Below are 26,096 nucleotides of genomic sequence, written 5' to 3'. Positions count from 1 at the left end.
ATTCGGGGGAAATATTTTTTTATTTGAGATTTGTTTATTTGAGATTTGCAGCCAATCATCGTTTCCCCGGTGCTTATTAGATTCTTCAGAAGAGATATTGATCGGGCACAAAATCTCAAATAAGTAAATAACTAAATAATCAAAGGATCTCCCTGAGGAGCGGCAGTATCACCACCAGTAAGGTAGGATCTGCATTTTCACAGATATTCTCCTTTAACTTCTCGGTAGCGCGGTGTAACTGGTTTTTCACCGTTTGTACGGAGAGCGAAAGGTGGGCTGCAATTTCGGAGGGAGACATCAGCTCTTCGCGGTTGAGGAGGAAGATCTCCTGCATACGGGGCGGCAGCTGGGCTATAGCGGTTTGAATGATCTGTTCCAGTTCTTTCAGGGTGAGGCGACGGGATACGTTGTTGTCGGCGAAGGCTGACTGCCACTGCATTTCCACGATATAACGAAGTTTTACCTCGTTGCGGGCATATAAATTCAGGATACGGTTGCGCAACATTACCTGCAGGTATGGCAACAGGGATTCCCTGGGTTGCAGTTGATCCCGCTGATCCCAAACGGTCACAAACACCTCCTGTACTACATCACGGGCTTCCTCTTTATCCTGCAGCCGCTTGAAAGCTATATTGAACAATGGCTCCCAATACTTATCGTATATGAGCCTGAATGCTTCCAATGGTTGCGAATATACGAGTTCGACCAGCTCTTTGTCTGTCATACCTTGCATATTACCGGCTTTATAACGGGAAGCCCACAAGATAAAACAAACAAGCCGGATTTACATCTTATTACATTTTATTTTCTATGAAGCCCTTTATTGTCCGAGGAAAGAAAGGACTCCTTTTATTACAGGTTCCTGGCGCATGATGCGGAAATGACCTTCTCCGTTAATCAGCAGCGACTGAATAGAAGGATATTGCTGCAGAAAGGCGGTTACTTCCTGCGCATCTACCAGTGTATCTGTTCGGTCATAAGCGATAAAGATGCGGTCTGATTTTATTTTATTGACGTACAGGTGCAGGTCCATTTCTGCGAGATCATCTTTCAGCTTGTGGCGGATCAGGGATAGCAGCCGGGGCATCACCACCCGGTCGATGCGGAAAAGGCGGAAGGTTTCCTCAAAGAATACCGGCGCGCTCAATGCGGAGCTGAGCATCACCAGCCGCGGTGCATGCACGTCTTTGCGGGACAGGGTGAGCGCAGCATTCAGCCCGCCGAGGGAGTGGCCTATGATAGCATACAGCCGGCCTTCCCGCTGCAGTATCTGTTCCAGTACATGCGACCACTGCACAAGGTTGGTGCGCTTACCACCGGAAAGCCCGTGTGCCGGCGCATCGTAGGCTATTACTTCATAGCCGGCGTCCAGCAGGCTGCCGATCAGTTGCTTAAAATGAAAAGGACTGCCACCCCAGCCATGATGCAGCAATATTCTTTTATCTGAAGATCCCCAGCGGTAGGTGGTAATGGATAGCGGCGTATTGTCGAATGCATAGCTGCTGACGCTCACCTGCTCTACACGCGCAGTGTCGCGCAGCTGCTCATGAGACGCACGTAATTTCTTTGCCGGCGGGGTGCAATACATGCGGTAAAACATCCGGGCAGTAAGACCAGGAAATGGTTTACTCATGCCTGATAATAAAAAGGCTGTCATCCGTAATGACAGGGGAAGAACCTGGTGTTGCATATTTTAGACCAATTGGTTTATTTTTAGCGATAAAAAAAAGTCATTTCCTATGACGTTTCATTTCCTGTCTTAATATATCCAGTACCACAAGCATCTGTTTATTGCTGTTTGTCATGGTAGTCACCAGCACCGCGCCTTCCAGCATGGTAAACATCATAATGGCAAAGCGTTGTGCATCCCAGTCTTTTTTAAATTCGCCGGCATCTTTCCCGAACTGCACCAGCAGTTCAATGCGCGACTGAAAATACTGTATCAGTTCACTGACTTTTTTCTTCAGGCGGGGGTTGGTATCATCTGCTTCCGCGCCGAAGTTAATCATGGGGCAGCCGCCGGGCACCTGCTGACCAAGCGGATACTTTGCGTAATAGGAAAAGAGGGCTTCAAATTTACCGGTGGCGGTATTTTCCCTGGCAGTAACCGCGCGCAGGTTCATTTTCTCCTGCTCGGCGATATAGTCAAATACTTCCAGTACCATTTCTTCTTTGGAGGAAAAATTGCCGTACAGGCCGCCCTTGGCCAGGCGGGTAGCCTCCATAATATCGCTGATAGCGGTGCCTGCCACTCCCTTCCGGTTAAAAATAGGCGCAGCTGTTTCAATAATAAACTGCCTTGTTTTCTCTGCTTTTCCCATACCATATAAAATTAGACCAATTGGTCTTATTCAACAAAAAAAATTTCCCCCGGTAGAGGCTACCTGGCTGAAAGGTACCTGCCGGGGGAATAAAGAAAGGGGCGGCAACGGGCTGTCAGCTACCGCCCTGCTGATAAGGACCGGATGGAGGGTCCAGAATTTTGTCCACTTCAGCGCCATAGGCGGCGCCGATAGGAATGGGAACATTTTTGATATAGAGAGAAGTGCGGTCTGCCCGCTCCACCTTATTATTAGCAACAATATAAGACCGGTGCACCCGTGTGAAAAGTGCCGCAGGTAACAGTTCGGTGGCCTCCTGCATAGACAGGCGGGAGATCAGCCGGCGGTCTTTCAGGATGAAATTCACATAGTTACCGGCACTCTCCAGGTACAGAATATCATCCAGCAATATCTTGAACTGCTCGTAACCGCTCTTCAGGAAGATATAGGAAGGCGTTTCCCTGGCCGGTGTACCCTGCTGCTGCTTCAGCTGCCACAGGCTGTGCGCCTTGTTGCACGCCTTCATGAAACGTATCAGGGAAAAGGGTTTCAGGAGATAGTCCACGGCATCCAGCTCAAAACTTTTCACGGCATGCTCTGAATAGGCGGTAGTGAAAATGGTCATCGGTGGCTGCGGCATACTGGTCAGGAAGTCCAGCCCTGATATATCCGGCATTTTAATATCCAGGAAGAGGAGATCAACTTTCTCCCTGCTCAGAAAATCCATTGCTTCAAAAGCATTGGTGAAATAGCCTTTTATCTCCAGGAACGGCACCATCGCGGCATGGCTTTTAATTACGGCGAGGGCTACCGGTTCGTCATCTATGGCAATGGCGGTAAGCTTCATAAACACTTCATTTTCCGGTGAACAATATAGGGATTCAGGAAATTCTGCCCAGGAGCAGATCCCTGGCCTGCTGCCACAAATCGCGGTAGCGGCGGTTTTCACGCGCTTTCCAGTCTTTCACCATCTCTGCGGCTTCTTCCCGGCGCAGGTCGCGCGTGTTGGCAAACATTTCATCAATCATACGCTTGTCTTCTGCCAGCGCAGCTTCCTGATAATGCTGCTGCAATGCTTTACCGGCGGCCACCTGCTGACGGGCAGCTTCTGTACTGGTAGCAGTGGCGCTGTTCAGCTTTTCATCATATTCACCCTTGGGCATCAGTACCTTGCTTAACAGGGGCATAATTTCAATCAGCGTAATGATGAAAACGATGAGACGGTAGCGTTGCTGCAGTGGCGGGTGCTGTTCCGTCAGCTCATGCAGCGCTTCTATCTGCGCCAGGAAGCCATCGGTCAGCGTGCCCAGGTAAATCACTTCCTTGGTACTGTCAGCGCTGTGCATCTGCGCCAGTTGGAGTTGCAGCTGCTGTTCCTTCGGCGCCCACTCTTTCTGTAACAACAGCAGTTCTTCATCTGTTTTCAGGTAAGCGGATTTTTTTACGCGTGCAATATCAGATTCTCCTATCCTGCCGGAGCCGCCGGTACCGTCGGTTTCCTTGATATAGGCATCTTTATAGAATTTCAGATCTGTCTGCTTCTGCTGTATCTGCTGTCTTCCGCGATCCAGCTCCTGCTGCAAAGTCTTACGCTGTGCGGCATTGAGTGTGTTCAGCTGTGCGCGGTAGGCTTCCAGTTTAGACTGCTTGCTCAGCTCCAGCTGCGCGGTAATATCTTTCTTAAACAGCATTAATACTACCGGCTGGGAAATGAATAAGCCAATGGTAACGGCCAGCAATAAACGAAAAGCTACCGGCAGGATGCGGTTGCCGCCGTTGTTGCGCGACATGGCGGCAATGAGCGTCCGGTCTATGGACAATATGGCGAAGCCAAAGAACAGGGCCAGCGGGAGAACGATCATATCATCTTTGACGATCGTTGAAAAAAAGTACCCCCAGGCCAGGGTGGCAAACATCCAGGTGACCAGTACAGATAGCCCGATAATACGGTACCGTTCCTTTTCCGTCCGGCAATCCTTTAATATTTCTTCGTCTGCTGCGGCCAGCCACCACAGGAAACGCGTAACTCCATCCGGCAACGGCTGTGCCGTTGTATCATCTTTCTGTATCATTTTATTTATTTACATCTATCGTTAGGTGAACAAAAAACTCGTTGGCAGTATGACGGATACTCAGCTCATGCCTGTAGGGATATAACAGCGCCAGTCGCTCACGGACATTGTTCAGCCCAATGCCCATGCCGTCGCGCTCCGGGTCATTATCCGGCCGTGGATGCACGCTGTTATACACATCAAAAAATACCTGGTGTTCGTTGCAGCTAAGCGAAATCACAATGCGGGAGCGGTTGCGCAGACTGATGCCATGTTTGAAGGCATTCTCTACAAACGGTATCAGCAACATCGGCGCAATATCATGATGGCACTGGCTTTCATCTATATTTACTTCTATCAGTATATCCGGGGAAGACATTACCCGGAGACGCTGCAGGGAGATATAATTCTGCAGATAAGCCACTTCCTTGTCCAGCGGAATTTTTTCCAGGTTATTATCATGCAGCATAAAACGCATCATATCTCCCAGCTTCTGAATACCTTCGCTGGTACGGGAAGCTTCCTCCTGTAACGCAGTACCATACAGCGTATTAAGGGCATTGAATAAAAAATGCGGATTGATCTGTGCGCGTAAAAAATCCAAGTTGGCAGCAGAGTGTCCCAGTGCTTTTTTCAGGGTGGTGACAGTTGTCACCTGTTTCTGCCGGGACCGGAACAGGAACCATACTACCGGCAATACAAAGCCTACTCCCAGTCCTATGCCAATGGAAATCAGTGCAAACGCCATTCCTCCGCCTCCGTGACGAAGCGCGCGCACGAACATACCCATCAGCACGGTGATACCCAGCACGGTGAACGTAACATCTCTTGTCAGCAGCTTTTTATTATGATGCACGTTAAAGTAGTCCGGCAACACTTTATAATAGAGAATAAAAGCAGTACTGATGAGCACCGGGCCAAAATAAAACACGATCCAGAAAAGGTCGCGCGAATCGCTGAAAGCCAGGCAAAGCAGTACCAGCAGAATCCCGGAGGCTATCATCACCTCCTGCGCTATCTTGCGGGACTCCGCATTGTTCATCACCTTTTTATGGATGTAATCAAAATATGCCTGCCTTAACACGTAATACACGATAAACAGCACACCGAAAAAGACAGTACTGATAAAGGCGGATTTGGCGAAATGCATATGCGCGCCCTGTATGGTATCATACACCCCCAGCAGATACCCGTTGTAATAGGAATTAGCGACCATCATCCCGGTAAAGAAGAACAGCATGGTCCCGGCCAGTAACAGGAAACCCACCGCCCACTGCTTTTTTTCCAGGAACTTTGGTACTACCACATAATTCAGAAAAAGGAAGGAGGCATAAACAATTATGATACGGGCCATTGCCGGCAACAGGTAATGGATGTAATAGTCGAACACCTGTCCGTACTGGTTGAATTTGTGACCGTAGATAGATTGCAGTTCAAAGACATTGTAAATGACACTGGGATAGAGCAGAGAAAACAACAGTAGCAGGAAGATGCCCGTTATTACGCTGAACTCTAATTTCCGGAATTGATCCATAGGGAAGAATATTTAAGGCAATATTAGGGAATGCCTGTATGCATCGGATCAAAATGGGATGAAACCGGGAAATTCTGTTATGAAAAGCCTGCTTATGGGATTACAGGAAGGGCGGGGGTATATCCGTCCTTAAAAACAACAGCTTCCTTCATTTTACGCTTTTCCCATTGCAGCAATTCCAGTTCCGGCTGCGTGTAGAAGCCATCGGTATAGCCTGCGCAGAGATAGGCCACCAGTCTGTTTTCCGGCGGTGCATGCAGGATCTGCTTTACTTTTTCCGCATTTAGGATACTCACCCAGCCGATGCCTACATTGAGGGCGCGGGCCATCAGCCACATGTTCTGCACGGCGCATACCACGCTGTACAGCCCGGCTTCTTCCATGGAAGTTTGTCCCAATACGGGTTTGCCGGCCGGCTTATAAAACACCGCAATATTGAGCGGGGCTTCCATGATACCTTCCAGCTTAAGTTTTACGTAATCTGTCTGCTTTTCTCCGCTGAAGGAGGGCAGGGCCTTTTCATTTTCTTCGTTGAAAGAGGCTTTGATCCGTTGTTTGACGGTGGTATCGCGGATCAGCACAAATTCCCAGGGCTGGGAAAAGCCGACGGAAGGGGCATGCAGGGCGGCGGAGAGCAACTGGTCCACCACCTGGTCTTCCAGCGGGGTGGAGAGGAAACGGTTACCGCGTACGTCGCGGCGGTGCAGGATAATGTCCTGCAGAATACTTACTGCTGCTTCGTCGAAATGTTTGCCTGCTGTCATGACTCCTGGTATTGGCTTCCGCGGCGCTAAGATAAGTCGAAGATCTTTATTATTTTCCGGTCCTTAATATTCCCGATGATGAAAACAACGAACCGCAGAAAATTTCTGGGTACGGCCGCGGCGCTTTGTGCCGGCAGCGCTGTATCCGCCATGCCGCTGGCTGCCGCCGGCAAAAAGTTCCCGCTGGTACATCATGTATTTTTCTGGCTGAAGCGGCCGGAGTCTGTGGAAGACCGTAACGCACTCATTGCCGGTATTAAAACACTGGCGGCCATCGATGGGGTGGGCGAACTGCGTACCGGCGTGGTGGCTTCCACAGAAAAACGGGAGGTGGTAGATACCTCCTGGGCAGTATCCGAGCTGATTACCTTCAGGGATGTGGCAGCACAGGCAGCTTATCAGTCGCACCCCATACACCTTGCCTTCATCAAAAACTGCAGCCACCTGTGGGAGAAAGTAGTTGTCTACGACGCGATGGACGTATGACGGCTCACTTGTCAGGCATCCGGAATTTCACGTCCTGCGTGCTGACTTTCCACTGATCTGTACGGAAAGGGGCGGCTGGGTAGCCTTCCCGGTTGAACAGGTTACCGTCCGTAACATCGGCCCAGTTGTACCTGACGGCCACAGGGCGGCTAACCTGGTCGCAGGTGACTACTACCCTGCCCTCCTGCAGCTGCGCCTGTGCATAGTAGAAATGCTGGTCTTCCCCGGCTGCTTCAAACCCTCTGATGTACCCGTACCGGTCCTGTACCATCAGGCCAGCACCCGGATCTGCAAAGGAAATCAGGGCTTTGTTACCGCTGATATCCATTTTGCTGAAAACGGGGCCGCCGGGAACTATCTCCTGCGCATATACGTTTTTCAGCACATTAACCGCCAGTCTTTTTCCGACATCCTGCTTATTGCGGGGGTGTATGTCTTTCTCCTCTCCGATGTCGGTAGTCACCGCCATGCCCGTACCGGGAACGGAAAGCGTTTGCTGCTGCGCCTCGCGGAGTTCCGCCCAGGTGCTGCCGTTGGCGCTGTTACCCTCCCGTTTGCCATGGTTGGCATCGAAGCTGGTGAGCTGCACAAAATAGAACGGGAATGCCGGCTGCTGCCAGCGGCTGCGCCAGTCGGCTATCATCAGCGGGAACGAGGTGCGGTATTGCCAGGCTCTGGTCACATTGCTTTCGCCCTGGTACCAGATAGCGCCTTTCACGGCGTAAGGGATGAGGGGATGTATCATGGCGTTGAAAAGCGCGCCGGGATAGCTGTTCGGCCCCTTGATGGAATCGATGCCCCAGGGCTGCGACATCATCTCCCTGAATTCATTGCTGTTCAGGAATCCGGCCTTGCTGATCCAGGCCTCTACCTGCGTACCTCCCCAGGAAGTATGAATCAGTCCTACGGGTACGTGTAAACGCTGATATAATTCCCTGGCAAAAAAATAGCTGACGGCGCTGTATTCCGCCACATGCGCCGTGGTTGCCGGCTGCCACGCGCCGGGCGTTACATCCTGCTGCGGTTCCTTTGCTACCATACGTTTTACTGTAAACTCCCGTATCTCCGGGTACGCCGCATTTTTAATTTCTGCAGCAGCATTGGTCACATCTTTCACCTGAAACTCCATATTGGACTGCCCGGAGCAGATCCATACCTCCCCTACCAGCACATCTTTCAACGCAATGGTATTTTTTCCGCTGACTGTCAGCGCGAACGGTCCACCCGCAGCTTCCGGCTGCAGCTTCACCATCCAGCGGCCGTCGCTGCCGGCTTTAACGGATTGCTGCTGCTGCCTGAAGCGGACAGTCACCTTTTCATGTTTATCGGACCAGCCCCAGATATACAGCGGCTGATTACGCTGTAACACCATACCATCGGTGAAAAAAGCGGGCAGGGTAACGTTGGCGGATACACGTAAAACGATCGCCAGGCAGGACAGGATCATCCAGGTTTTCTTCATCATACTGCAATAGTAATAAGGTCACTAAATGTGGAACGGCAGAAAAAATAATAAAAAGAAACGGCTATGGCAAATAGACAGATACTTTATTAATTTAGCCTTATCCTAATCTAAATCTGAATTGCTTTATGAGAAACTACTTGCTGCTGTTGCTGGCACTTACCATAAGCGGAAGTATGCAGGCGCAGCAAACACAAAAGCCGCCGCTGCATGGTAAGCACTGGATGGCCGTTACCGGCAAACCGCTGGCAGCAACTGCCGGCGCCATGATATTTCAGCGCGGAGGCAATGCCGTAGATGCCGCCTGCGCCATGCTGGCAGCTACCTGCACCATGTGGGACGTACTCTCCTGGGGTGGCGAAACACAGGCGCTCATATATAATCCGAAAACAGGGAAAGTGATTGCCATCAATGCCCTCGGCGTTGCGCCCACCGGCGCTACCCCGCAGTTCTTCAAAGGCAAGGGGTATGACTTTCCACCCGAATACGGCCCGCTGGCAGCCGTTACACCCGGCACCCCCGGCGGCTTATGCCATATGCTGGCTAACTACGGCACCATGAGCCTGAAAGAAGTGCTGGCCCCCGCCATGGAGATGGCCGCAGGCTATCCTATAGAAGCGCAGACAGCCAACAGCCTGGAACGCGGTAAAAACCATATCAAACAGTGGCCCTACAGCAAAGCTGTTTTCCTGACACATCCCGGCGAAAAAAGAGAAGCCCCTGAGGCAGGGGAGATATTTGTGCAGAAAGACCTCCTGGCTACCCTCACCAAAATGGTGGAAGCAGAGCAACAGGCACTGAAAAACCACAAAAGCCGCAAAGAGGCCATCATGGCAGCTTACGACCGTTTCTACAAAGGTGACATCGCGAAGGAATTTGTGCGCGGCTGCCAGGAGCAGGGCGGACTTATCACCCTGGAAGATCTCTCCCGCTGGAAACCACTGGAAGAAGAACCACTGCACGTCAATTACAAAGGCATAGAGGTATACAAACTGCAGGAATGGACGCAAGGCCCCGCTATGCTGCAAAGTCTCAATATCCTCGAAAACTTCGATCTGAAAGCGATGGGATACAACTCCGCACAGTACATCCACACGCTGTACCAGACCATGAACCTGGCATTCGCGGACCGCGACTTCTATTACGGCGATCCCTATTTCAACAAGGACCGCGCTATCACCGGGCTGCAGAACAAGGACTATGCCCGCGCCAGAGCGGCCACCATCAATACCGCTCATAACGATGCCGCAGCAGGCCCCGGCGATCCCTATAAATACATGGGCAAATCCAATCCTTACCTGCATCTGCTGGACGATCGCCGTCAGTTTATGGATAGCACCAACGGCCGCAAACCAGGCGGCTTCCTGCCCAAACATGACGCCGCCGCCTTACTAACGCCAACGGCTACCGGAAATATCTATGCTGCCGGCAACTCCGACAGCGCCTATCAGGACCGCCTCTGGCGCGGCACCACCAGCGTGGAAGCAGCCGATAAAGACGGATGGGTAGTTTCCATCACTCCCAGCGGCGGCTGGATACCAGCCTGCATCGCCGGCAAAACAGGCGTAGGTATGAGTCAGCGGCTGCAGAGCTTTGTACTGGATTCCGCTATCTGCCCCTTTAACGTCATCGCGCCGGGTAAGCGTCCGCGCGTAACCCTCACCCCTTCCATGGCACTGAAAGATGGTAAACCCTATCTCTCTTTTGCGGTACAGGGCGGAGATACACAGGATCAGAATCTGCTGCAATTTTTCCTTAACGTAGTAGAATTCGGCATGACCGTACAACAGGCCACAGAAGCCGCCAACATCAATACCAACCAGCTGTGGTTATCACTCGGCGGCACTACCGTCAGCGAACGGATACCCCGCCCCGGCAGCATCCTGCTCAACAGCAATACCCCGCAGAAAACACGCAGCACCCTTGAACAAATGGGTTACCACCTCAGCTTCGGCGACCGCACCAGCGGCCCCGTAAACGCCATATATCTTGACAGAACGCATCAGAGTTTGTGGGGAGGGAGTAGTAATCATGGGGAGGACTATGGTATTGCGTGGTAAATTATGAATTACGAATTACGAATGAGGCGCGAAGATAAAAGCGAAGAAATTTCTTCTCCCCCTTTTATCTTCGCGCCTCATTCGTAATTCGCAATTCGTAATTCGTAATTACTTACTCCATATTTCATGTATCGCTTCTCCCTTCGAACTCAGCCCGCTATGATCCCAGCTATTCCCTTCTACCTTGCCTTTGAAGCTGAGGGAAGCGCCAACACGGGTGTTGTCGCGGGAGAAGAAGTCGATGTTTTCGGTGTAGGCGCCATCCTGGAAGGTGTAGGTACCGCCGCCGGTGCCGAAGAACTCACCGGTGTCAGTGTTGATAGCGATCCATTGGAAGCGGGTACCGCTGAGGATCTTTACTGTTTTCCTGGCGCCGGGTGTAATGGTGTTCATCTTGCCGTCTGATTCGCGGCCGGTGATTTTCCAGTAGCCTGCCAGTGGGCCTTTGCCGTTGTCAATGCGGGTCCATGTTGTTTTGGCGCCGCCCTGGTAGGTAACAAGCTGGCCGTTTTCCAGCTCAACGGGTGCGGTAGTTTCAGCTCCCACCTGCGATTTTTCGTCTGTATTGAACTCAACTTTTACTTCTACCTGACCACTGCCGCCGGATCGCCAGGTACCGCCCATGGTAAAGAGAAATTTTTTTTCCTCGTAGGCGGTGATGGAAAAATAATCAGGCGTGATGAGCAATACCTGATTTACGCCGTTAGCAGCAGCTTTCCAGGCGCCGATGATAGATTCCTGTGCGTACCCTGTTACAACGGTAAACAGGCACGCCAGCAAAAGAGAAAACATTTTCATGGTACATTGTTATTTAGCTGTAAATAGAATCGTGAAAACTGTTACCCCGCTGCCTCATTCAGAAACCGTGAAAAACGGCTCTTCGCTGAAATACACCCTTGTCAAACCACCAGAGCACTTCGTAACTTCCCGCACCGTCACTGTTCGTAGCCGTTATAAATAAACGCTGCTGCGGGGCATCGTAATATATGACAGTTCGTTCCGGGTCTGGTTCAAAAAGACCTTTCAGGCTGCTGTCGGGCACCGCCGTCTGCTGCATTTTCCACTTTACTTCCAGTCCTTTATACTGACGCCTGGGTACGTTGCCATCTGTTCCCCAAATGGGTTTACGGTTGATCGACTTGTAATAATTCTCAGTTGCCTGCGACGGGTTTTCCGGAATGAATTTACCAGTGGTAAGGCTCACCTGTATGGAATCGTGACGGAATATATACTTATCTGCTGCAGCTGGTTTTACTGCCTGCAGCTGCGGCAGCTGATCTATCTTCCTGATCCGCGACTGATGTATGTATCCTGTCTGTATTTCTCCCTCACTGTAATAATCCACATAACACCATTCTCCTTCAGATTCATAACAATAAATAATATCGTTGTTCAATACTTTTCCGGTTATCTGCCGGGAAATGCCAGGCTTGCTGCGGATATTGGTAAAGCCGTCCTTATCAGCCACTATAGCGAACTGTGCATGTGCGAAACAGGTTAAAAACAGCAACAGAACCATGAAACTATATCTCATCTTTGCATAGGTTTAAACAGAAAACGAATATAGGCAATTGCCCGATAGCTACTTATACAGTTCCTGATCTTTCATATAGTCAATACCGTTATGCTTCAGGTAGCTGATACCCCAGCTGCTCATTACTTCATATACCGGTGATAATGCTTTCCCGTAGGCAGACAGCATGTATTCCACCCGGTAAGGTTTGAGCGACAGCACTTCTTTCTCTATCAGCTTATCCCGCTCCAGCTCTTTCAGCTGCTGGCTGAGCATTTTCTCTGAAACACCAGGCAGATTGGATTTTATCTGGCTGTAATTTTTTCTTTCAAACTGATGAAGATGGGACAGAATCAGCAGTTTCCATTTCCCGCCGATAAAGCCAAGGGTCACATCTACCGGGCAGGTGTATACTTTGTCGTGCAGCTGTATCATGTTGATAGGATATGCCTGTAAATTACAATAATACCGGCATCTCCAGCCTACTTTTTGGTAAGGTATATTTCAGGAAGGAGAAAGCTCCTACTTTCGCTGCTCATCATGACTATCACATATGAAATCATTTATCTGCTGTCTTTTATTTATACTGCTGGGTATGCAGTTTTCCTTCTCACAAAACAAACATCCCAATATGGAAACATCCCGGAATTACGCGGTGGAAATTATCCGGTACAACATCCCGGAAGACGCACGGAAAGAATTTGAAGCGGCCTACCTGCAGGCAGGCACTCATCTGCAGGCTTCACCGTACTGCCTGGGCTATCAGGTTATTCATGGCAACGATGAACCGGAACGTTACATCGTAACTATTCGCTGGACATCCAAATCCGATCACCTGAACGGCTTCCGTAAAAGTGCGGCGTTTATGCCCTTCTTCAATCTGGTAAAACCTTTTTACAATAACATAGAAGAGATGAAGCATTATGACCTGACCGCCAACAGCTGGTTGCGCCAATAGCCGGGGCTGGCGGTTATACGGCCGTTATAAGTTCTTACGGAAAAATTCTATCTTGCCGCTATGAACAGATTTGACCGTATAACTGCCATCCTTATTCAGCTGCAATCAAAGAAGGTAGTCGTTGCCCAGGAAATTGCTGACAGATTTGATATCAGTCTGCGTACCGTTTACCGCGACATTAAATCGCTGGAAGAAGCCGGTGTTCCCGTGATCGGCGAAAAAGGACTGGGATACTCTATCATGGAAGGCTATCGCCTGCCCCCTGTCATGTTCACCGAAGAAGAAATTGTTGCCTTCCTGATGGCAGAGAAAGTACTGGAAAATTATGCGGACATTCATAACAGCGAACTGTTTAAATCCGCCATGTTCAAGATACGGGCCGTACTCCGCAGTGCAGAAAAGACGAAGCTGGAGCAGATGGAAGAAAGCATCAGCGTCAGACACAAAAACGCGGAGTCCAACTATCTCCTTAATGATACTATTCCTGCCCTGCTCAGGGGTATTTCTGAAAAAAGAGTACTGCATATACAATATGCCCAGGAAGATGATACCACCACCGTGCACGAAATAGAGCCGATAGGGCTCTTTCATGAGCACGGCGCCTGGATTACCGCCGCCTGGTCCCATACCCTCAAAACATACCGCCATTTCAGGACCACCCGTATCCTGACATTACAGGTAACCGGAAAATCCTTTCACAAAGCGCATATCAGTATGCAGGAATGGTTTGAGCGTACCGCTCCCGCTAAAATGTCCTTTCCTGTACAGATCAGGGTAAAAACCCGGCTTGTCCGCTACCTGCAGGAGCAGAAATATAATTACGGGTTCCTGCGGGAAAAGGAAATGAAGGAGTACACTGAAATGCATTTCGATGCACCCTGCATAGAGGCGTTCTCCCGCTGGTACATCACTTTTGCCGATGAAGCGGATGTTATTGAGCCTGCTTCCCTGAGAACCATGCTCAAAGAAAGGCTGCAGACCGTGTTGAAAAAAATTTCCTGATCCCGTTTTTACACCTGACATACAGTTGTCACAACCAGGTCCTAGCTTTGTGTTAACAAACAAAAACACTTAGCTATGGCAAACTTACAACCCTTTAAAATTGATGTTGCACAAGACGTACTGGATGATCTGAAAACAAGACTGACAGGCATCCGGTGGCCGGACAGCCCGGAAGCCGACGGCTGGCAGTATGGCGCCAATCCGGCTTATCTGAAAGAGCTGGCCGACTACTGGCTGCACCAGTATGACTGGCGTCAGCAGGAAGCCCTCCTTAACAGCTTTCCCCAGTTCAAAGCAGAGATCGATGGTGTAGAGATACATTTTCTTTACATAAAAGGGAAAGGCGCTTCACAGCCACTGCTGCTGACCCACGAATGGCCCGACAGCTTCTTCCGCTTCTATAAAGTAATACCGCTGCTCACAGCTCCTGAAGATAACAGTCCCGCTTTTGACCTCATCATCCCCTCCATTCCGGGGTATGGGTTCTCCGCACGCACCGCGGTGACATCCGCTGCCACCGCTGATATATGGGCCAAACTCATGACTAACGTACTCGGTTATACGTCCTTTTTCGCTGCCGGCGATTTCTCCATCACGCATACCCTGGCAGCAAAGCATCCGGAAGTGGTGAAAGCCATTCATTTAACGGACCTGGGTTATCCCAACGGCACAGAAGACTGGAGCAGCATGACACCGGAAGAGCAGGCATTCGGGCAGCAAATACAGCACTGGTTTTTCGCGGAAGGCGCATTTAATATGATACAGTCCACCAAACCGCAGACACTGGGCTATTCCCTGAATGACTCTCCCATCGGGCTGGCCGCCTGGATCATTGAAAAATTCTATGCCTGGAGTGATACCAAAGGCAATATGGAAAACAGTTTCACCAAAGATGAGATGATTACCAATCTGATGATCTATTGGGTAACACAGACCATTAACACCTCTATCAGAAGATACCGGGAAGATACGCTCGCAGCCTATGCCCAGGGCGGTCCTCAGCCGGTGCCCTATGTAACGGTACCTACAGGACTGACCGTATTCCCCGCCGATTCCCTTACCCCCGAAGCCTGGGCAGCACGCAGAGCCAACATACAATCCTATTCCAGACAAGAGCAGGGCGGACGCTTTGCCGCACTGGAAGTACCACAGTTATGGGTAAACGAAATACGCCGTTTTTTCGGAGATAAAACAGCCAACCAGTAATGATCCCCAACAACCATATGATAGCCCAACACCGCCTGATCAGCCAGCAGCTGGCTGGTAGCAACTTTACCACTCCCCGCGAGCTGATCCGGTGGATGGGCTGTATGCAGGCAACCGACTATGCCTCCGCCGGATGGGCCATTGCCGCCAGGATGAAAGATATAAACGCCGCCGCCATAGATGAGGCGTTCAGGGCAGGGCATATTTTACGCACCTACCTGTTGGGTCCTGTACCCAGCTTCGTTGCCCCCGAAGATATAGGCTGGATAAGGCTGCTCACCGCTCCCCGGATGAAGGCCCTGCACCATACACTGCATCATAAACTTGGGATTGACCCGCCGTTATTACAGCGGTGCCGCCAGCTCATTACAGCTGCCCTGCTGGCTAAAGGGGAGCTGACGCGGGCACAGCTTGTGCAATATCTCCGGAAACATCATATCAATACAGATCCTATCCGCTTTAACTTTCTGCTGATGGATGCAGAAATCAACGGAATCCTTTGCAGCAGCAGGCGGCAGGGAAACCAGTTTATGTATGTGCTGCAGGCAGCATATGCCCGGCCTGCCGGTATGGAGTATGAAGAGGCGCTGATGCTGATGACAGAAAAATATTTCAGCAGCCGCGGTCCTGCTACCCTGCAGGATTTCAGCTACTGGAGCGGACTGGAAACATCTGTTATCCGCAGAGGGATCGATATGGCGCAGCAACGTTTAGCCTATACCGTAGTAAGCGGACAAGCCTACTGGTATGCAGCGGAAATGCCCTTACCGGAAAGTGTTTCCGATGGGTTACAGCTGCTGCCTTCCGGTGATGAATACCTGACAGCCTATGAGGACCTGAGCGATGTTTCTCCTGCAGCGCCCTCCGTGTTCAGGTCGGTAGTGCTGCTGAATGGCCGGGTGGCAGGCACCTGGCAATGCCTGGAAAAGCGGCAGACAGCCACACTGACCATCCGGCCGTTCCGGCCGGTGGACGGGCAGCTACAGGAGCTGATTACCGCTGCAGCAGGCAGCTACCAGCGTTATCTGCACAAGGACCATATAACAATAAAGTATAATCCTGTGAGAGAATAATACCAGACTGCCCCCAACAGCTACCTGGCATCATATAATTTTAAAAAAATGTTATGAACGGCGATGTACGCTGGCAGGCTGTTTACAGGATAATTTCCCGTCATCTTCCCCACCCTTTTCCGTGCAAAATCGATTTGTCTAGTTAGTTTTCAATAGCTTTGCAACCTCATGGTTAAAAAAATGTTAACATTTGAGACCAATTTTTATTAGTCAGCTGTTGTTTGAGCCATGCTTAATGACTTACTCCAATGTTGTAGCTAAACCTGTTCGTCCTTTGTAGCCCGGCCCGTGCTGGGCTTAACTGTGGAGAACAATATCTCCAAATGTACGGCTACGCCTCGTCTGAACCGGCAGCCGGCAGTTATATCCGCAGCATCGGCCCGGCAGCTTTGTTTTCCCTTTAGGTAATATTTTAAATACACCTTAATAACACTCCTATCTATGCACGCAAGTTACAGGAAACTGTTATGGCTACTCCCATGCGTAGCCCTTTCGGCACAATGTTTTACATCCCTTGATGTAATAGCCCAATCCAAAAAGAAAGGCGGATGGCTCTTCGGGAAGAAACCCCCCGTTGCAGTTGCGGATACCGCTACCAAAAAGAAGCCCGATACCAAAGGGATGAAACCCTACAAGGAAGTGATCACCACGGAGGCTGTCAGCCATGACGGCCTGTTTAAAGTGCACCGTGTAAAAACGGATTACTTCTTCGAAATTCCGCTGAAACTACTGAACCGCCAGCTGCTGGTAGTCAACAAGCTGTCCAAAGTACCGGAACAGCTCAACGACGCCGGTGTAAATAAAGGTATGAACTACGCCAACATCGTTATCACCTTTGAACGTGATACGCTGTTAAACAAAGTATTTCTCCGCAAGCAGAACCCGTTCCTGGAAGTGCCCGCCGGCAATGCCATCGCGCAGTCCGTGGCAGATAACTTTATTCCGTCGCTCATAGATCAGCTGAAGATAGAAGCGTATAACACAGATACCACCGCGCTGGTAGTCAACGTTTCCAAACTGTTCGACGGCTCCAATAACAGCATCAATAACGTATTTGACGCCCTGGGCATGCCCAGCTCCCCAATCAGGGATCTCTCCCGCATCCGTGGCATAAAATCCTTCCGGGAAAATATAGTTGCCAAATCAGAGCTTACCGCCAAAATCACCGGCGTGGAAGTATCCATAGAAACCACTACCAACCTGGTTTTGCTGAGTGAACAGCCCATGAAGCCCCGGTTTGCCGACAGACGGGTAGGACTGTTTACCACTCCCAGATGGTATTTCAGCGATGCGCAGCATAAACTGGAACAAAGGGAACTGATTACCCGCTGGCGCCTGGAACCCCGGCAGGAAGACATGCAGCGCTACTTCAACGGCGAGCTGGTAGAACCGAAACAACCTATCATATATTACATTGATGCCAGCACACCGGCACAATGGCGGCCATATATAAAGGCCGGTATTGAAGACTGGCAGAAAGCATTTGAGGCTGCCGGATTTAAGCATGCCATCATCGCCAAAGATGCACCGGTAAATGATCCTGACTTCGACGGCGACGACGCCCGTTATTCCGTTGTGACCTACGCGGCCTCCGCGAAAGCCAATGCCATGGGGCCTTCTGTAACAGATCCCCGCTCCGGCGAAATACTGGAAGCAGACATCATCTGGTGGCATAATGTGATGAGCACCCTGCATTCCTGGGTACGCATACAAACCGGCGCCATTGATCCCCGCGCCCGCGGCAACCACTTCAGCGATTCGCTGATGGGCCATGCCATCCGGTTTGTATCCAGCCATGAAGTAGGCCATACGCTTGGCCTGCAACATAATATGGGCAGCTCCTTCGCATTCGATGTGGACTCCCTGAGATCTCCCGGATTTACTTCCCGCATGGGTGGCACCGCGCCATCTATCATGGATTACGCACGCTTCAACTACGTTGCACAGCCAGGCGATAACGTTACTCAGATTACACCCGCCATCGGCGTGTACGATAAATTCGCCATCGGATGGGCCTACCGCTATACCGGCAAAAACCCGCACGATGAACTCCCGGAGCTGAATAAACAGTTACGCGCACACGAAAACGATCCGCTCTACGCCTTCGGCGAACAGCAGGATGTAAGAGATGCCATCGATCCCCGCTCCCAGATTGAAGACCTCGGCAACGATGCCGTAAAAGCCAGCCGCTACGGGCTGCAGAACCTGAAACGCATCGTTCCGCAAATCCTCACCTGGACAAAAGAAGAAGGCAATAACTACGACGAAGCCGGTAAAATGCTGAACAGCGCTATCGGTCAGTGGAACCAGTACGGCTATCATGTACTCGCCAATATTGGCGGTATATATGTAACGCCAACCGTATACGGACAGCAACAAAACAGCTATCAGCACGTCCCTAAAAAGAAACAGCAGGATGCAGTGAAATACCTGCTGGAAGAAGTATTCAACACACCGGCATGGTTGTTTAAAAACGATATCTACACCAAAAGCTATCCTATCAAGGAAAGTCCGGTAGGTAACATGGAATACGGCGCGCTGGTATATGCGAAAAGCCTGCAATCCTACTTCTTCTACGACCTGCTCCGCGATGAGCGCCTTTCCCGTATGCTGGAAAACGAGGCTGCCAACGGCGCTGCTGCCTATACGGTAACAGACCTGATGCTGGATATGCACCAGGGTATGTTCGCCAAAACTATCAAAAATCAGCCGCTGGATATCTTCGAACGCAACAGCCAGAAAGGCTTTGTAGATGCACTGATTGTCAGCATCGACAAATCTGTGGTACGCGCTGATGCCAAAAAACTACAGGAAGAAGCACCGCTCAACACAGCAGGCAACATATGCAGCTTCTCCCTGCAACCGCAGCAGGAGAATGCACGCGCTTCCCGTAACCTGATGTATTTCGCTGTAAATCGTGTGTCCGATGCCGTTAGTTCCAAGCGCGGTGAACTGAGTCGCCTGCTACAGCTGCTGAACAGCCGTAAAGGTACCGCAGACAGGGCTACAGCGGATCATTACAATGACCTGATCATCCGTATTCAACAAGCATTAAACAATAAATAATCAAAACTGATCATCTGTTTACATGAAAAAAAATCAACTTGCAGCAAGGGTAATATGTTTACTGCTGGCAGTTCTTTCCCCCTGGTGGGCGCAGGCGCAGACAGGCCAGCGCGTGATCCGCGGGAAGGTAACCGACGCCGTATCCGGAGAAGCATTACCCGGCGTATCTGTATATGCCAGCAATAAAACGATCGGTACAACCACCGGTACTGAAAACATTATCGAAAACATCAGTATCGGCGCTATCACCAACGAAAAAGGCGAATTCTCCCTGAAACTGCCTGATTCGCTGTCAGTAAAACAGCTCACCATCGGTTACATGGGCTATGAAACCAGGCTGCTGCAACTCACTGCCAGCAATAATTACACGATAGCGTTATCATCTGCCGGTAAAAATCTGAATGAATTTGTATTCACCGGTTATCAGACTATTAAAAAAAATAAATCCACCGGCGCCACCGATAAAATCAGCATGGATAAAGTGGAACTCGGCGGTGTGATGAGCGTGGAGCAGATGCTGCAGGGTCAGCTGGCCGGTGTGGCCGTTACCCCGCAGTCAGGCGCTCCCGGCCAGGCTGCCAAAATCCGTATCCGCGGTATATCTTCCTTACAGGGTACCCAGGACCCGCTGTGGGTGGTAGACGGATTACCACTGGAAGGCACTAACCTGCCCTCCGGCGATGATATGAAAGATATCAACAACCTGTACAGCAACTCTATCGCAGGTTACAACCCTTCCGATATCGAAAGCATCACCGTACTGAAAGATGCAGCTGCTACTGCCATCTATGGCGCGCGGGCTGCCAATGGCGTGATTGTTATCACGACCAAAAAAGGTAAGAAAAGCGAGAAGCTCACGGTTAATTACCGCAACAACTTCACCTTCACGCAACAACCGGATCTGGGCCGCCTGAACCTGATGAACAGCGACCAGAAAGTGAACCTGGAACTGGATCTCTTTACCTCCGATTTTCCTTTCCGTACAGATAACGGCAGCGTTTCCCGTATTCTCCGTAAATATGGCGTGACGCCTGCAGACCTTTCCAGCAAAGGGATTGGCGGCATCAATGCAGATGCACGCAACGAAATCAATGCGCTCAGAGGTATCAATACCAACTGGAATGACCTGCTGTTCCAGAACGCCTTTACACAGGAACATAGTGTAAGCGTTTCCGGCGGCGGCGATAAATCCGGCTACTATTTCAGCGGTGGATATTATGACGAAAATGGCGGTGTCATCGGTACCGGTGCTACCCGTTACAACATCACCCTGAAAACCGATTATGACCTGTCAGATAAACTTAAATTTTCTGCCGGCATCTTCGCCAATCAGCGTAGCGTAAAATCCTTCCTGGGAAACCGTGCTGCCACTACCTCTCCGATATATTATGCACGTCTGGCCAACCCTTACATGACGCCATACGATGAAGCAGGAAATTATATTTATGATAAAAACATCGGCGGAGATAAAAGCGAAGTAGCCGATTTTAATGCACTGGAAGAAAGAAAAAACACCAGCAATGTACTGAAAGCACAGTCTGTCAACACCAACTTCAAACTGGACTACGAAGCCATTCCGGGCCTGCACCTCAGCTCTCAGTTCGGCTACCAGTCTGAAATTGCTGACCTCGAACAGATAGGTCTGGAAAATACCTATTATGTAAGACAGCTGAACATACAAAACCAGCGTATGGACCCTGCCACCGGCAACTACGTACCCGTAATGCCTAAAGGCGGTGTTATCACCAGCAATAATAAAAACCTGCAGCAGTATACCCTGAAAAGCATGGCAGAGTACACCTTCAACCTGCAGAAAAAACATGACTTCACCTTCATGGTGGGTAATGAGCTGAGAAGAGTGAGACAAAAAGAGCTGAACAACGTTGGCTACGGCTACGATCCTAAAACGCTCACCACCATTCCTCCGCAGTATGCTAATGACAACGAGATCAAAAGCCTGTACAAAGACAGCCGCCGCGATGTTACCAATGCATTTGTATCTTTCTTCGGTACCGGCAGCTATACCTACAGTAACCGCTATACCCTCACGGGAAGCGTTCGTTTCGACGGCTCCGACCTGTTCGGCGTAGATCCCAAATACAAATACCTGCCTTTGTGGTCTGTGGGTGGTTTATGGCGCGTGATGGAAGAACCCTTCATGAAAAATGTGACTTTCCTGAATGCCCTGAATGTACGCGCCTCCTATGGTTTACAGGGTAACGTAGATAAAAACACGTCTCCGTTTGTAGTAGGTACCTACAATAATGAGAGAATTCTTCCGGGCAATCCTATCCAGACCATCAGGGTGGAAACACCTCCCAATGCCAAGCTGAGATGGGAAAAAACCATCAATACCAACATTGGTATGGATGTTACTTTCCTGAACAATAAGATCAGCGTAACAGCTGATTACTATGTACGTCATGGTAAAGACCTGATTAACGTATATGCCTTACCGCTTGAAACCGGGTTTCAGCAGCTGAGTATCAACTGGGCAGAGATGCGCAACCAGGGGCTGGAACTGGGTATCACCACCCGCAACATCAGCCGCAAAAATTTCCGCTGGACCACCGACTTCAACTTCGCGTGGAACAAGAATACCGTACTGCGTGAAACACTGGCCAATAACAGCAATTTCCCTTCCCGCGAAGGACATTCCGCTGCAACGGTATGGGGTATTGACTATGCCGGTCTGAATGACAAAGGCATGATCATGGTTACGCATAATGGTAAAACAACATCGCTGTCTGAGCTGCTGCAGCTGCAGGATGATTTTGCCGGAGATCCGGACCTGGGAGGTTTATTCCCTTATTCCAAACTCAGCAACGACGAGCAGCGTGCGCTGTTCCGTAATATGGGCTCGTCCGAACCGCTGTATACCGGCGGTATGACCAACAGCTTTACCTACAAGCGTTTTGATCTCTCCATCGGTCTGATATTCAACCTGGGGCAGAAAGTTAGCTTACAGCCTCATTACAGCCCGTTCTTCTATGATCGTGGTACCAACACCAGCACGGCTATCCTGGACCGCTGGACGCCTTCCAATACCGGCGGAAAGTATCCCGGCCTGTTCGGTGACGGTGCGCAGACAAGCGAAGAGAGAAAGCTGCTGGGTCACTGGCTGCAGGACAAATACTACCAGTACCAGCTCCTGAGCCTCTGGATCAAAGACGGTGGTTATGTCCGCGTACGTAACATCACGCTGGGTTACCGCCTGCCAGACGAAATAGGCAGCAAAATCCGCCTGAAAGGTCTGAAGGTAACCGGAGAAGCACGCAATCCGTTTGTGTTCTCCCGCAACTATGATGGCTACATGGATCCGGAAACAATGGGTAACATTTTTGCCCAGCCTATTCCGAAAACATTCACCATTGGCCTCACCGCCACTTTCTAAATCTTACAAGCATGCGTAAAGTAATATATACCGCAGGACTGATAGGCGCGCTGGCCGCGTTCTCTTCCTGCAAAAAATACCTGGACATTGTACCTACCGGTAAAGTGATCCCCACCACAGCAGAAGATTTCCGTAAAGAGCTGGATGCCGCCTATGCATCAACAGACGGCGACAAAGGGCTGGCATCCTTCCGCAGCGATGAAATCCGCCTGAACGATGCACGCTCCACAGAAGTGAATCAGCTGCAACCCAACTACCAATGGGATGAAAACGGCGGCGGCAGCGGCGGTAAAACCTATCAGTGGAGAACCAAGTATCAGCAGATATTTTATGCCAACGACATCATTCATAGTGTTCCCGGCATCAAAGAAGGTACAGAAGAGCAGAAAAATCAGCTCATCGGAGAAGCCCTTCTGCTGCGCGCCATGATCCATTTCAACCTGGTGAATCTCTACGGTAAGCCTTATAACGAAGCTACCTACGCGACAGATAAAGCGGTTCCAATGGTACTGGAAATAGATATGGAGAAGGAACGCCGCCGCAATACCGTCAAAGAAATCTATGACCAGGTACGCAGCGATATTGAAAAAGGATTATCCCTGGTAAACGTCGATCAGTTTGAAACACTGAATTCCTACAGATTCACCAGAACAGCCGGTTATGCACTGGCTGCGCGGGTATACCTGTATACACATCAGTGGGATAAATCACTGGCAGCCGCCAAAGCTGTACTGGAGAAAAAATCAACGCTGATTGACTTCAATACCAGCAATACGCTGCCCACCTTGTACAATTCTCCGGAAAGCATACTGGCGCTGGAACAGCACTACAATTCCGGTGTTTTCATGCAGGGCGCGTTTGTATCAGATAAGCTGTATGCCCTCTACAATGCAACCGGCGACCTGCGTCCGAATCTTTACTACAAAAAAGACAGCAAGAACAATAACATTATCATCAAGGTAGCCAACAGTAACAGCTACCGCCAGTCTTTCCGCGTAGCAGAAATGTACCTGATAGCGGCAGAAGCCAGCGCACAATTGAATCAGCCGGCACAGGCACTCAACTACCTGAATCAGCTGAAGAAAAACAGGCTTACTCCTGATTTCTATCAGACAGAAACAGCCAGAACAGCTCCCCTCACCGGTGCAGCGCTGCTGAATGAAATCTATGACGAAAGAGCCCGCGAACTCTCCTTCGAAGGTCATCGCTGGTTTGATCTCCGCAGAACCAGTCAGCCCGAAATATCACATACCGTAAAAGGTAAAACCGTGGTATTACAGGCCGGAGATCCGCGGTATACAATCAAAATTCCTACAGAAGCAGTGGTGAATAATCCGCTGTTGACAGACTAATTGGATTTTTAATTACGAATTACGAATGATGAATTGCGAATGAGGAGCGAAGATATAAGCGGATAAAGAATTTACTTCTTTGCTTATATCTTCGCTCCTCATTCGCAATTCATCATTCGTAATTCGTAATTTATCACCTCGCCTGTCCAATACTCAGCTGCTTTATTTTCCCATCGTTGGTTAGTTCGAATTCGAAGTATGTTTTAAAGTCGCCCCATTGATCGCTATGAAAGTGCCCCAGTACCCGCAATCCGTCTTTCTCTACTTTATCGATGCTGGTGAAATGTTCGTGGCCCATGGCTTCTTTAGAAAATTTTCTGAAATCTCTTTTGTTGCCGTCATCCAGAAGGATCGCATCCGGAGTAAACAGCGCGAGCCAGGCGGCTTCATCGGCGGCCTGCAGGGCAGTGATGGCCTGTTTTACAGTGGCGTTGGTGAGGAGTGATGTATTCACGGATTGCTGCGTTTTGTTGCCGGCTGCTGTTGTTTGTTGCTGGCTGCAGGCGGGTAGTGCCCACAGAAGAAACAGCGCGGCAGAGTGGAGATATTTTTTCATTTCATTACCGGAAGTTGTTAGTAATAACTCCCCGGAAACTGAGATTGTTTACTGCCCGGCATCAAAAGAATTCAGGAAATGTTGTTAATGCTATATTAAGCAGGTTTTTATCATCAAACATGATGATAAATTTCACTATGACTTGCTTTTTTCGTATATTTGTATGTTGATTTCCAGGCTGTTCGCAGCTTTAAAAGGAGTTGACACAATAAAAAAGTGAGTAAAGCATATTTTCACATTTCCTCCAGGAAGGAGGTGTATGAAGTAACCTCAGCAACTGGCTTTATAGTAGTCAGGTATGCAGGTGATAACCCAGGAATTGCACTAAAGGTAAATGATCCTTCCAACCTGCTTAATACCTGGGATTTACAGTGTTTTTGTCATCCCAGCATTGACATCACTCCCATTAGTTATGAAGAGTACAGGGAGAAGTATGATGCTGTAATACATGTAATGAAGATGAAAGAGCAGCGAGCTGCCTGATAGCTGTTAAACCCCAACTGGCCTGAGCGGCTTTCTTCTCTGGGCGATTCTGCCCTTATCTGTTTCCATCTTTCTGGTATCCATAAAAGCGGCAACCCTGCCGGTGATCAGCTATTTGCTGGCGGGTTGTCCTATGGTTTAATAATCCAGGGAGGATGCCTGAATGCAGAAGTGATGCACGATTCCCACAAACAAAAAAGGCAGCTCATCATGAACTGCCTTTTATTTCTTTATTAGTGGCTGGTGTGCTACTAAATCAGTGGAGGTGACGGGAATCGAACCCGTGTCCAAACATAATCGCCGAAAGCTTTCTACATGCTTATTTATGCATTGGTTTGTCGGAACTCAGCAGGGGCATAACGAACCAACCTCGTCCTTATCCGTTTGCGCTTCAGTGCTCACTCACAGAAACCATGAGCACCTATCCCTATGGGTTTGATGATTCAGCGGCGGGAGTCGCATAAGGCGACAACTCCGGGCGGCTATAATGGGTGTCTAATCTCTGATTAGGCAGCCATGGCGTAGTTAGATTCGCCAATTAAAGTTTGAATATTCAGATTATCGTGCTAATTATCCAACGCACGGCATGCTTACACTATCAAAGATCTATGCTGTCAAAACCAGGCACCCCCGGCTTTTTTGCGAACTACAAAAATACCAAAAATATTTGAGATTTAATTATTTAATTATTTGAGATTTAGAATGCAGGGGAGATTTTCGGATTTTGAGATTTTTTGATTTACGGATTTTTTAAATGCAGCAAAGATCTTAGCGAAAATCTTTGCTGCATTTAAAAAATCCGTAAATCAAAAAAT

21 protein-coding genes and 1 other RNA gene are annotated in these 26,096 nt (G+C 49.7%); 9 read left to right on the top strand and 13 right to left on the bottom strand.

All coding sequences use genetic code 11. From position 1 onward, the window contains the following. Window positions 1-139: 139 nt before the first annotated feature. The 7 genes from GWG06_RS30155 to bluB form a co-directional block, all read right to left on the bottom strand. A complete protein-coding gene (locus GWG06_RS30155; protein WP_127044093.1) occupies window positions 140-733 on the bottom strand; it encodes an RNA polymerase sigma-70 factor in 594 nt (197 codons plus the stop codon). A gap of 87 nt (window positions 734-820) precedes the next feature. Next, window positions 821-1,690, bottom strand: coding sequence for an alpha/beta hydrolase (locus tag GWG06_RS30150; protein ID WP_160718150.1), 870 nt, complete (start codon window positions 1,688-1,690; stop codon window positions 821-823). A 40-nt stretch (window positions 1,691-1,730) separates the two neighbouring features. After that, a complete protein-coding gene (locus GWG06_RS30145; RefSeq protein WP_127040098.1) occupies window positions 1,731-2,321 on the bottom strand; it encodes a TetR/AcrR family transcriptional regulator in 591 nt (196 codons plus the stop codon). A gap of 115 nt (window positions 2,322-2,436) precedes the next feature. Further along, window positions 2,437-3,168, bottom strand: coding sequence for a LytR/AlgR family response regulator transcription factor (locus GWG06_RS30140; protein ID WP_127040096.1), 732 nt, complete (start codon window positions 3,166-3,168; stop codon window positions 2,437-2,439). Between the two features lie 34 nt (window positions 3,169-3,202). Further along, window positions 3,203-4,393 carry a DUF4407 domain-containing protein gene (locus tag GWG06_RS30135; RefSeq protein ID WP_160718149.1) on the bottom strand — a complete coding sequence of 397 codons (1,191 nt, stop codon included), beginning with the start codon at window positions 4,391-4,393 and terminating at the stop codon, window positions 3,203-3,205. 1 nt (window position 4,394) lies between these two features. Further along, the gene (locus tag GWG06_RS30130; protein ID WP_160718148.1) at window positions 4,395-5,906 is read right to left on the bottom strand and encodes a sensor histidine kinase; all 1,512 of its coding nucleotides are present in this window, start codon (window positions 5,904-5,906) and stop codon (window positions 4,395-4,397) included. Window positions 5,907-5,998: 92 nt separating this feature from the next. Further along, window positions 5,999-6,670 (bottom strand): 5,6-dimethylbenzimidazole synthase, encoded by a 672-nt coding sequence (gene bluB, locus GWG06_RS30125; RefSeq protein WP_160718147.1) that lies wholly within the window; start codon window positions 6,668-6,670, stop codon window positions 5,999-6,001. 75 nt (window positions 6,671-6,745) lie between these two features. Here bluB and GWG06_RS30120 point away from each other — a divergent pair, with 75 nt between their 5' ends. Then, window positions 6,746-7,156 (top strand): Dabb family protein, encoded by a 411-nt coding sequence (locus GWG06_RS30120; RefSeq protein WP_235938599.1) that lies wholly within the window; start codon window positions 6,746-6,748, stop codon window positions 7,154-7,156. Window positions 7,157-7,160: 4 nt separating this feature from the next. On the opposite strand, the gene GWG06_RS30115 is transcribed toward GWG06_RS30120, so the two are convergent. Beyond that, a complete protein-coding gene (locus GWG06_RS30115) occupies window positions 7,161-8,621 on the bottom strand; it encodes a sialate O-acetylesterase (protein WP_202183167.1) in 1,461 nt (486 codons plus the stop codon). Window positions 8,622-8,746: 125 nt separating this feature from the next. Between GWG06_RS30115 and GWG06_RS30110 the strand changes: the two genes are divergently transcribed. Continuing rightward, window positions 8,747-10,678 carry a gamma-glutamyltransferase family protein gene (locus tag GWG06_RS30110; protein WP_160718146.1) on the top strand — a complete coding sequence of 644 codons (1,932 nt, stop codon included), beginning with the start codon at window positions 8,747-8,749 and terminating at the stop codon, window positions 10,676-10,678. Window positions 10,679-10,786: 108 nt separating this feature from the next. Here the strand turns inward: GWG06_RS30110 and GWG06_RS30105 are convergent, their stop codons facing one another. Genes GWG06_RS30105 through GWG06_RS30095 form a run of 3 tightly spaced genes read right to left on the bottom strand, consistent with a single transcriptional unit; the run spans window position 10,787 to window position 12,626 of the window. Further along, the gene (locus GWG06_RS30105; protein ID WP_160718145.1) at window positions 10,787-11,476 is read right to left on the bottom strand and encodes a membrane or secreted protein; all 690 of its coding nucleotides are present in this window, start codon (window positions 11,474-11,476) and stop codon (window positions 10,787-10,789) included. A gap of 58 nt (window positions 11,477-11,534) precedes the next feature. Next, complete coding sequence (locus tag GWG06_RS30100) at window positions 11,535-12,212, bottom strand: SH3 domain-containing protein (protein WP_160718144.1); 678 nt, start codon at window positions 12,210-12,212, stop codon at window positions 11,535-11,537. Window positions 12,213-12,260: 48 nt separating this feature from the next. Then, entirely contained in the window at window positions 12,261-12,626 is a 366-nt protein-coding gene (locus tag GWG06_RS30095) for a winged helix-turn-helix transcriptional regulator (protein WP_127040075.1), read from the bottom strand. Window positions 12,627-12,744: 118 nt separating this feature from the next. Here GWG06_RS30095 and GWG06_RS30090 point away from each other — a divergent pair, with 118 nt between their 5' ends. From GWG06_RS30090 to GWG06_RS30060, 7 genes are all read left to right on the top strand, one after another. After that, window positions 12,745-13,149 (top strand): antibiotic biosynthesis monooxygenase family protein, encoded by a 405-nt coding sequence (locus GWG06_RS30090; RefSeq protein ID WP_202183166.1) that lies wholly within the window; start codon window positions 12,745-12,747, stop codon window positions 13,147-13,149. A 60-nt stretch (window positions 13,150-13,209) separates the two neighbouring features. Then, on the top strand, window positions 13,210-14,151 hold the full coding sequence (locus GWG06_RS30085; RefSeq protein WP_160718143.1) for a helix-turn-helix transcriptional regulator: 942 nt from the start codon (window positions 13,210-13,212) through the stop codon (window positions 14,149-14,151). A 75-nt stretch (window positions 14,152-14,226) separates the two neighbouring features. Beyond that, window positions 14,227-15,357 (top strand): epoxide hydrolase family protein, encoded by a 1,131-nt coding sequence (locus GWG06_RS30080; RefSeq protein ID WP_160718142.1) that lies wholly within the window; start codon window positions 14,227-14,229, stop codon window positions 15,355-15,357. After that, window positions 15,357-16,430 carry a winged helix DNA-binding domain-containing protein gene (locus GWG06_RS30075; RefSeq protein WP_160718141.1) on the top strand — a complete coding sequence of 358 codons (1,074 nt, stop codon included), beginning with the start codon at window positions 15,357-15,359 and terminating at the stop codon, window positions 16,428-16,430. Before GWG06_RS30080 ends, GWG06_RS30075 begins: the two co-directional genes overlap by 1 nt. 441 nt (window positions 16,431-16,871) lie before the next feature. Further along, window positions 16,872-19,496: a zinc-dependent metalloprotease gene (locus GWG06_RS30070; RefSeq protein WP_160718140.1), complete on the top strand. Its 2,625-nt coding sequence runs from the start codon at window positions 16,872-16,874 to the stop codon at window positions 19,494-19,496. A 22-nt stretch (window positions 19,497-19,518) separates the two neighbouring features. Then, entirely contained in the window at window positions 19,519-22,890 is a 3,372-nt protein-coding gene (locus GWG06_RS30065) for a SusC/RagA family TonB-linked outer membrane protein (protein WP_160718139.1), read from the top strand. Window positions 22,891-22,901: 11 nt separating this feature from the next. Continuing rightward, window positions 22,902-24,242 carry a RagB/SusD family nutrient uptake outer membrane protein gene (locus GWG06_RS30060; RefSeq protein ID WP_160718138.1) on the top strand — a complete coding sequence of 447 codons (1,341 nt, stop codon included), beginning with the start codon at window positions 22,902-22,904 and terminating at the stop codon, window positions 24,240-24,242. Between the two features lie 133 nt (window positions 24,243-24,375). Here GWG06_RS30060 and GWG06_RS30055 read toward each other — a convergent pair whose 3' ends face one another. After that, on the bottom strand, window positions 24,376-24,798 hold the full coding sequence (locus tag GWG06_RS30055) for a nuclear transport factor 2 family protein (RefSeq protein WP_202183165.1): 423 nt from the start codon (window positions 24,796-24,798) through the stop codon (window positions 24,376-24,378). A gap of 740 nt (window positions 24,799-25,538) precedes the next feature. Continuing rightward, window positions 25,539-25,913: a transfer-messenger RNA gene (gene ssrA / locus GWG06_RS30050) on the bottom strand. Window positions 25,914-26,096 lie beyond the last annotated feature (183 nt).

This window comes from Chitinophaga solisilvae (assembly GCF_009928525.1).
Taxonomy (GTDB): domain Bacteria; phylum Bacteroidota; class Bacteroidia; order Chitinophagales; family Chitinophagaceae; genus Chitinophaga; species Chitinophaga solisilvae.
Note: the sequence above shows the minus strand (reverse complement) of the source record. Positions and strands in the feature narration are given on the sequence as shown.

Bases quoted from the DNA above. Each gene is read 5' to 3' on its own strand.
- GWG06_RS30075 (WP_160718141.1), top strand. From the start codon at position 15,357: ATGATCCCCAACAACCATATGATAGCCCAACACCGCCTGATCAGCCAG.
- GWG06_RS30080 (WP_160718142.1), top strand. From the start codon at position 14,227: ATGGCAAACTTACAACCCTTTAAAATTGATGTTGCACAAGACGTACTG.
- GWG06_RS30060 (WP_160718138.1), top strand. From the start codon at position 22,902: ATGCGTAAAGTAATATATACCGCAGGACTGATAGGCGCGCTGGCCGCG.
- GWG06_RS30140 (WP_127040096.1), bottom strand. From the start codon at position 3,168: ATGAAGCTTACCGCCATTGCCATAGATGACGAACCGGTAGCCCTCGCC.
- GWG06_RS30150 (WP_160718150.1), bottom strand. From the start codon at position 1,690: ATGCAACACCAGGTTCTTCCCCTGTCATTACGGATGACAGCCTTTTTA.
- GWG06_RS30115 (WP_202183167.1), bottom strand. From the start codon at position 8,621: ATGATGAAGAAAACCTGGATGATCCTGTCCTGCCTGGCGATCGTTTTA.
- GWG06_RS30145 (WP_127040098.1), bottom strand. From the start codon at position 2,321: ATGGGAAAAGCAGAGAAAACAAGGCAGTTTATTATTGAAACAGCTGCG.
- GWG06_RS30155 (WP_127044093.1), bottom strand. From the start codon at position 733: ATGCAAGGTATGACAGACAAAGAGCTGGTCGAACTCGTATATTCGCAA.
- GWG06_RS30065 (WP_160718139.1), top strand. From the start codon at position 19,519: ATGAAAAAAAATCAACTTGCAGCAAGGGTAATATGTTTACTGCTGGCA.
- GWG06_RS30070 (WP_160718140.1), top strand. From the start codon at position 16,872: ATGCACGCAAGTTACAGGAAACTGTTATGGCTACTCCCATGCGTAGCC.
- GWG06_RS30105 (WP_160718145.1), bottom strand. From the start codon at position 11,476: ATGAAAATGTTTTCTCTTTTGCTGGCGTGCCTGTTTACCGTTGTAACA.
- GWG06_RS30090 (WP_202183166.1), top strand. From the start codon at position 12,745: ATGAAATCATTTATCTGCTGTCTTTTATTTATACTGCTGGGTATGCAG.
- GWG06_RS30100 (WP_160718144.1), bottom strand. From the start codon at position 12,212: ATGAGATATAGTTTCATGGTTCTGTTGCTGTTTTTAACCTGTTTCGCA.
- GWG06_RS30095 (WP_127040075.1), bottom strand. From the start codon at position 12,626: ATGATACAGCTGCACGACAAAGTATACACCTGCCCGGTAGATGTGACC.
- GWG06_RS30110 (WP_160718146.1), top strand. From the start codon at position 8,747: ATGAGAAACTACTTGCTGCTGTTGCTGGCACTTACCATAAGCGGAAGT.
- GWG06_RS30085 (WP_160718143.1), top strand. From the start codon at position 13,210: ATGAACAGATTTGACCGTATAACTGCCATCCTTATTCAGCTGCAATCA.
- GWG06_RS30135 (WP_160718149.1), bottom strand. From the start codon at position 4,393: ATGATACAGAAAGATGATACAACGGCACAGCCGTTGCCGGATGGAGTT.
- GWG06_RS30130 (WP_160718148.1), bottom strand. From the start codon at position 5,906: ATGGATCAATTCCGGAAATTAGAGTTCAGCGTAATAACGGGCATCTTC.
- bluB (WP_160718147.1), bottom strand. From the start codon at position 6,670: ATGACAGCAGGCAAACATTTCGACGAAGCAGCAGTAAGTATTCTGCAG.
- GWG06_RS30120 (WP_235938599.1), top strand. From the start codon at position 6,746: ATGATGAAAACAACGAACCGCAGAAAATTTCTGGGTACGGCCGCGGCG.
- GWG06_RS30055 (WP_202183165.1), bottom strand. From the start codon at position 24,798: ATGAAAAAATATCTCCACTCTGCCGCGCTGTTTCTTCTGTGGGCACTA.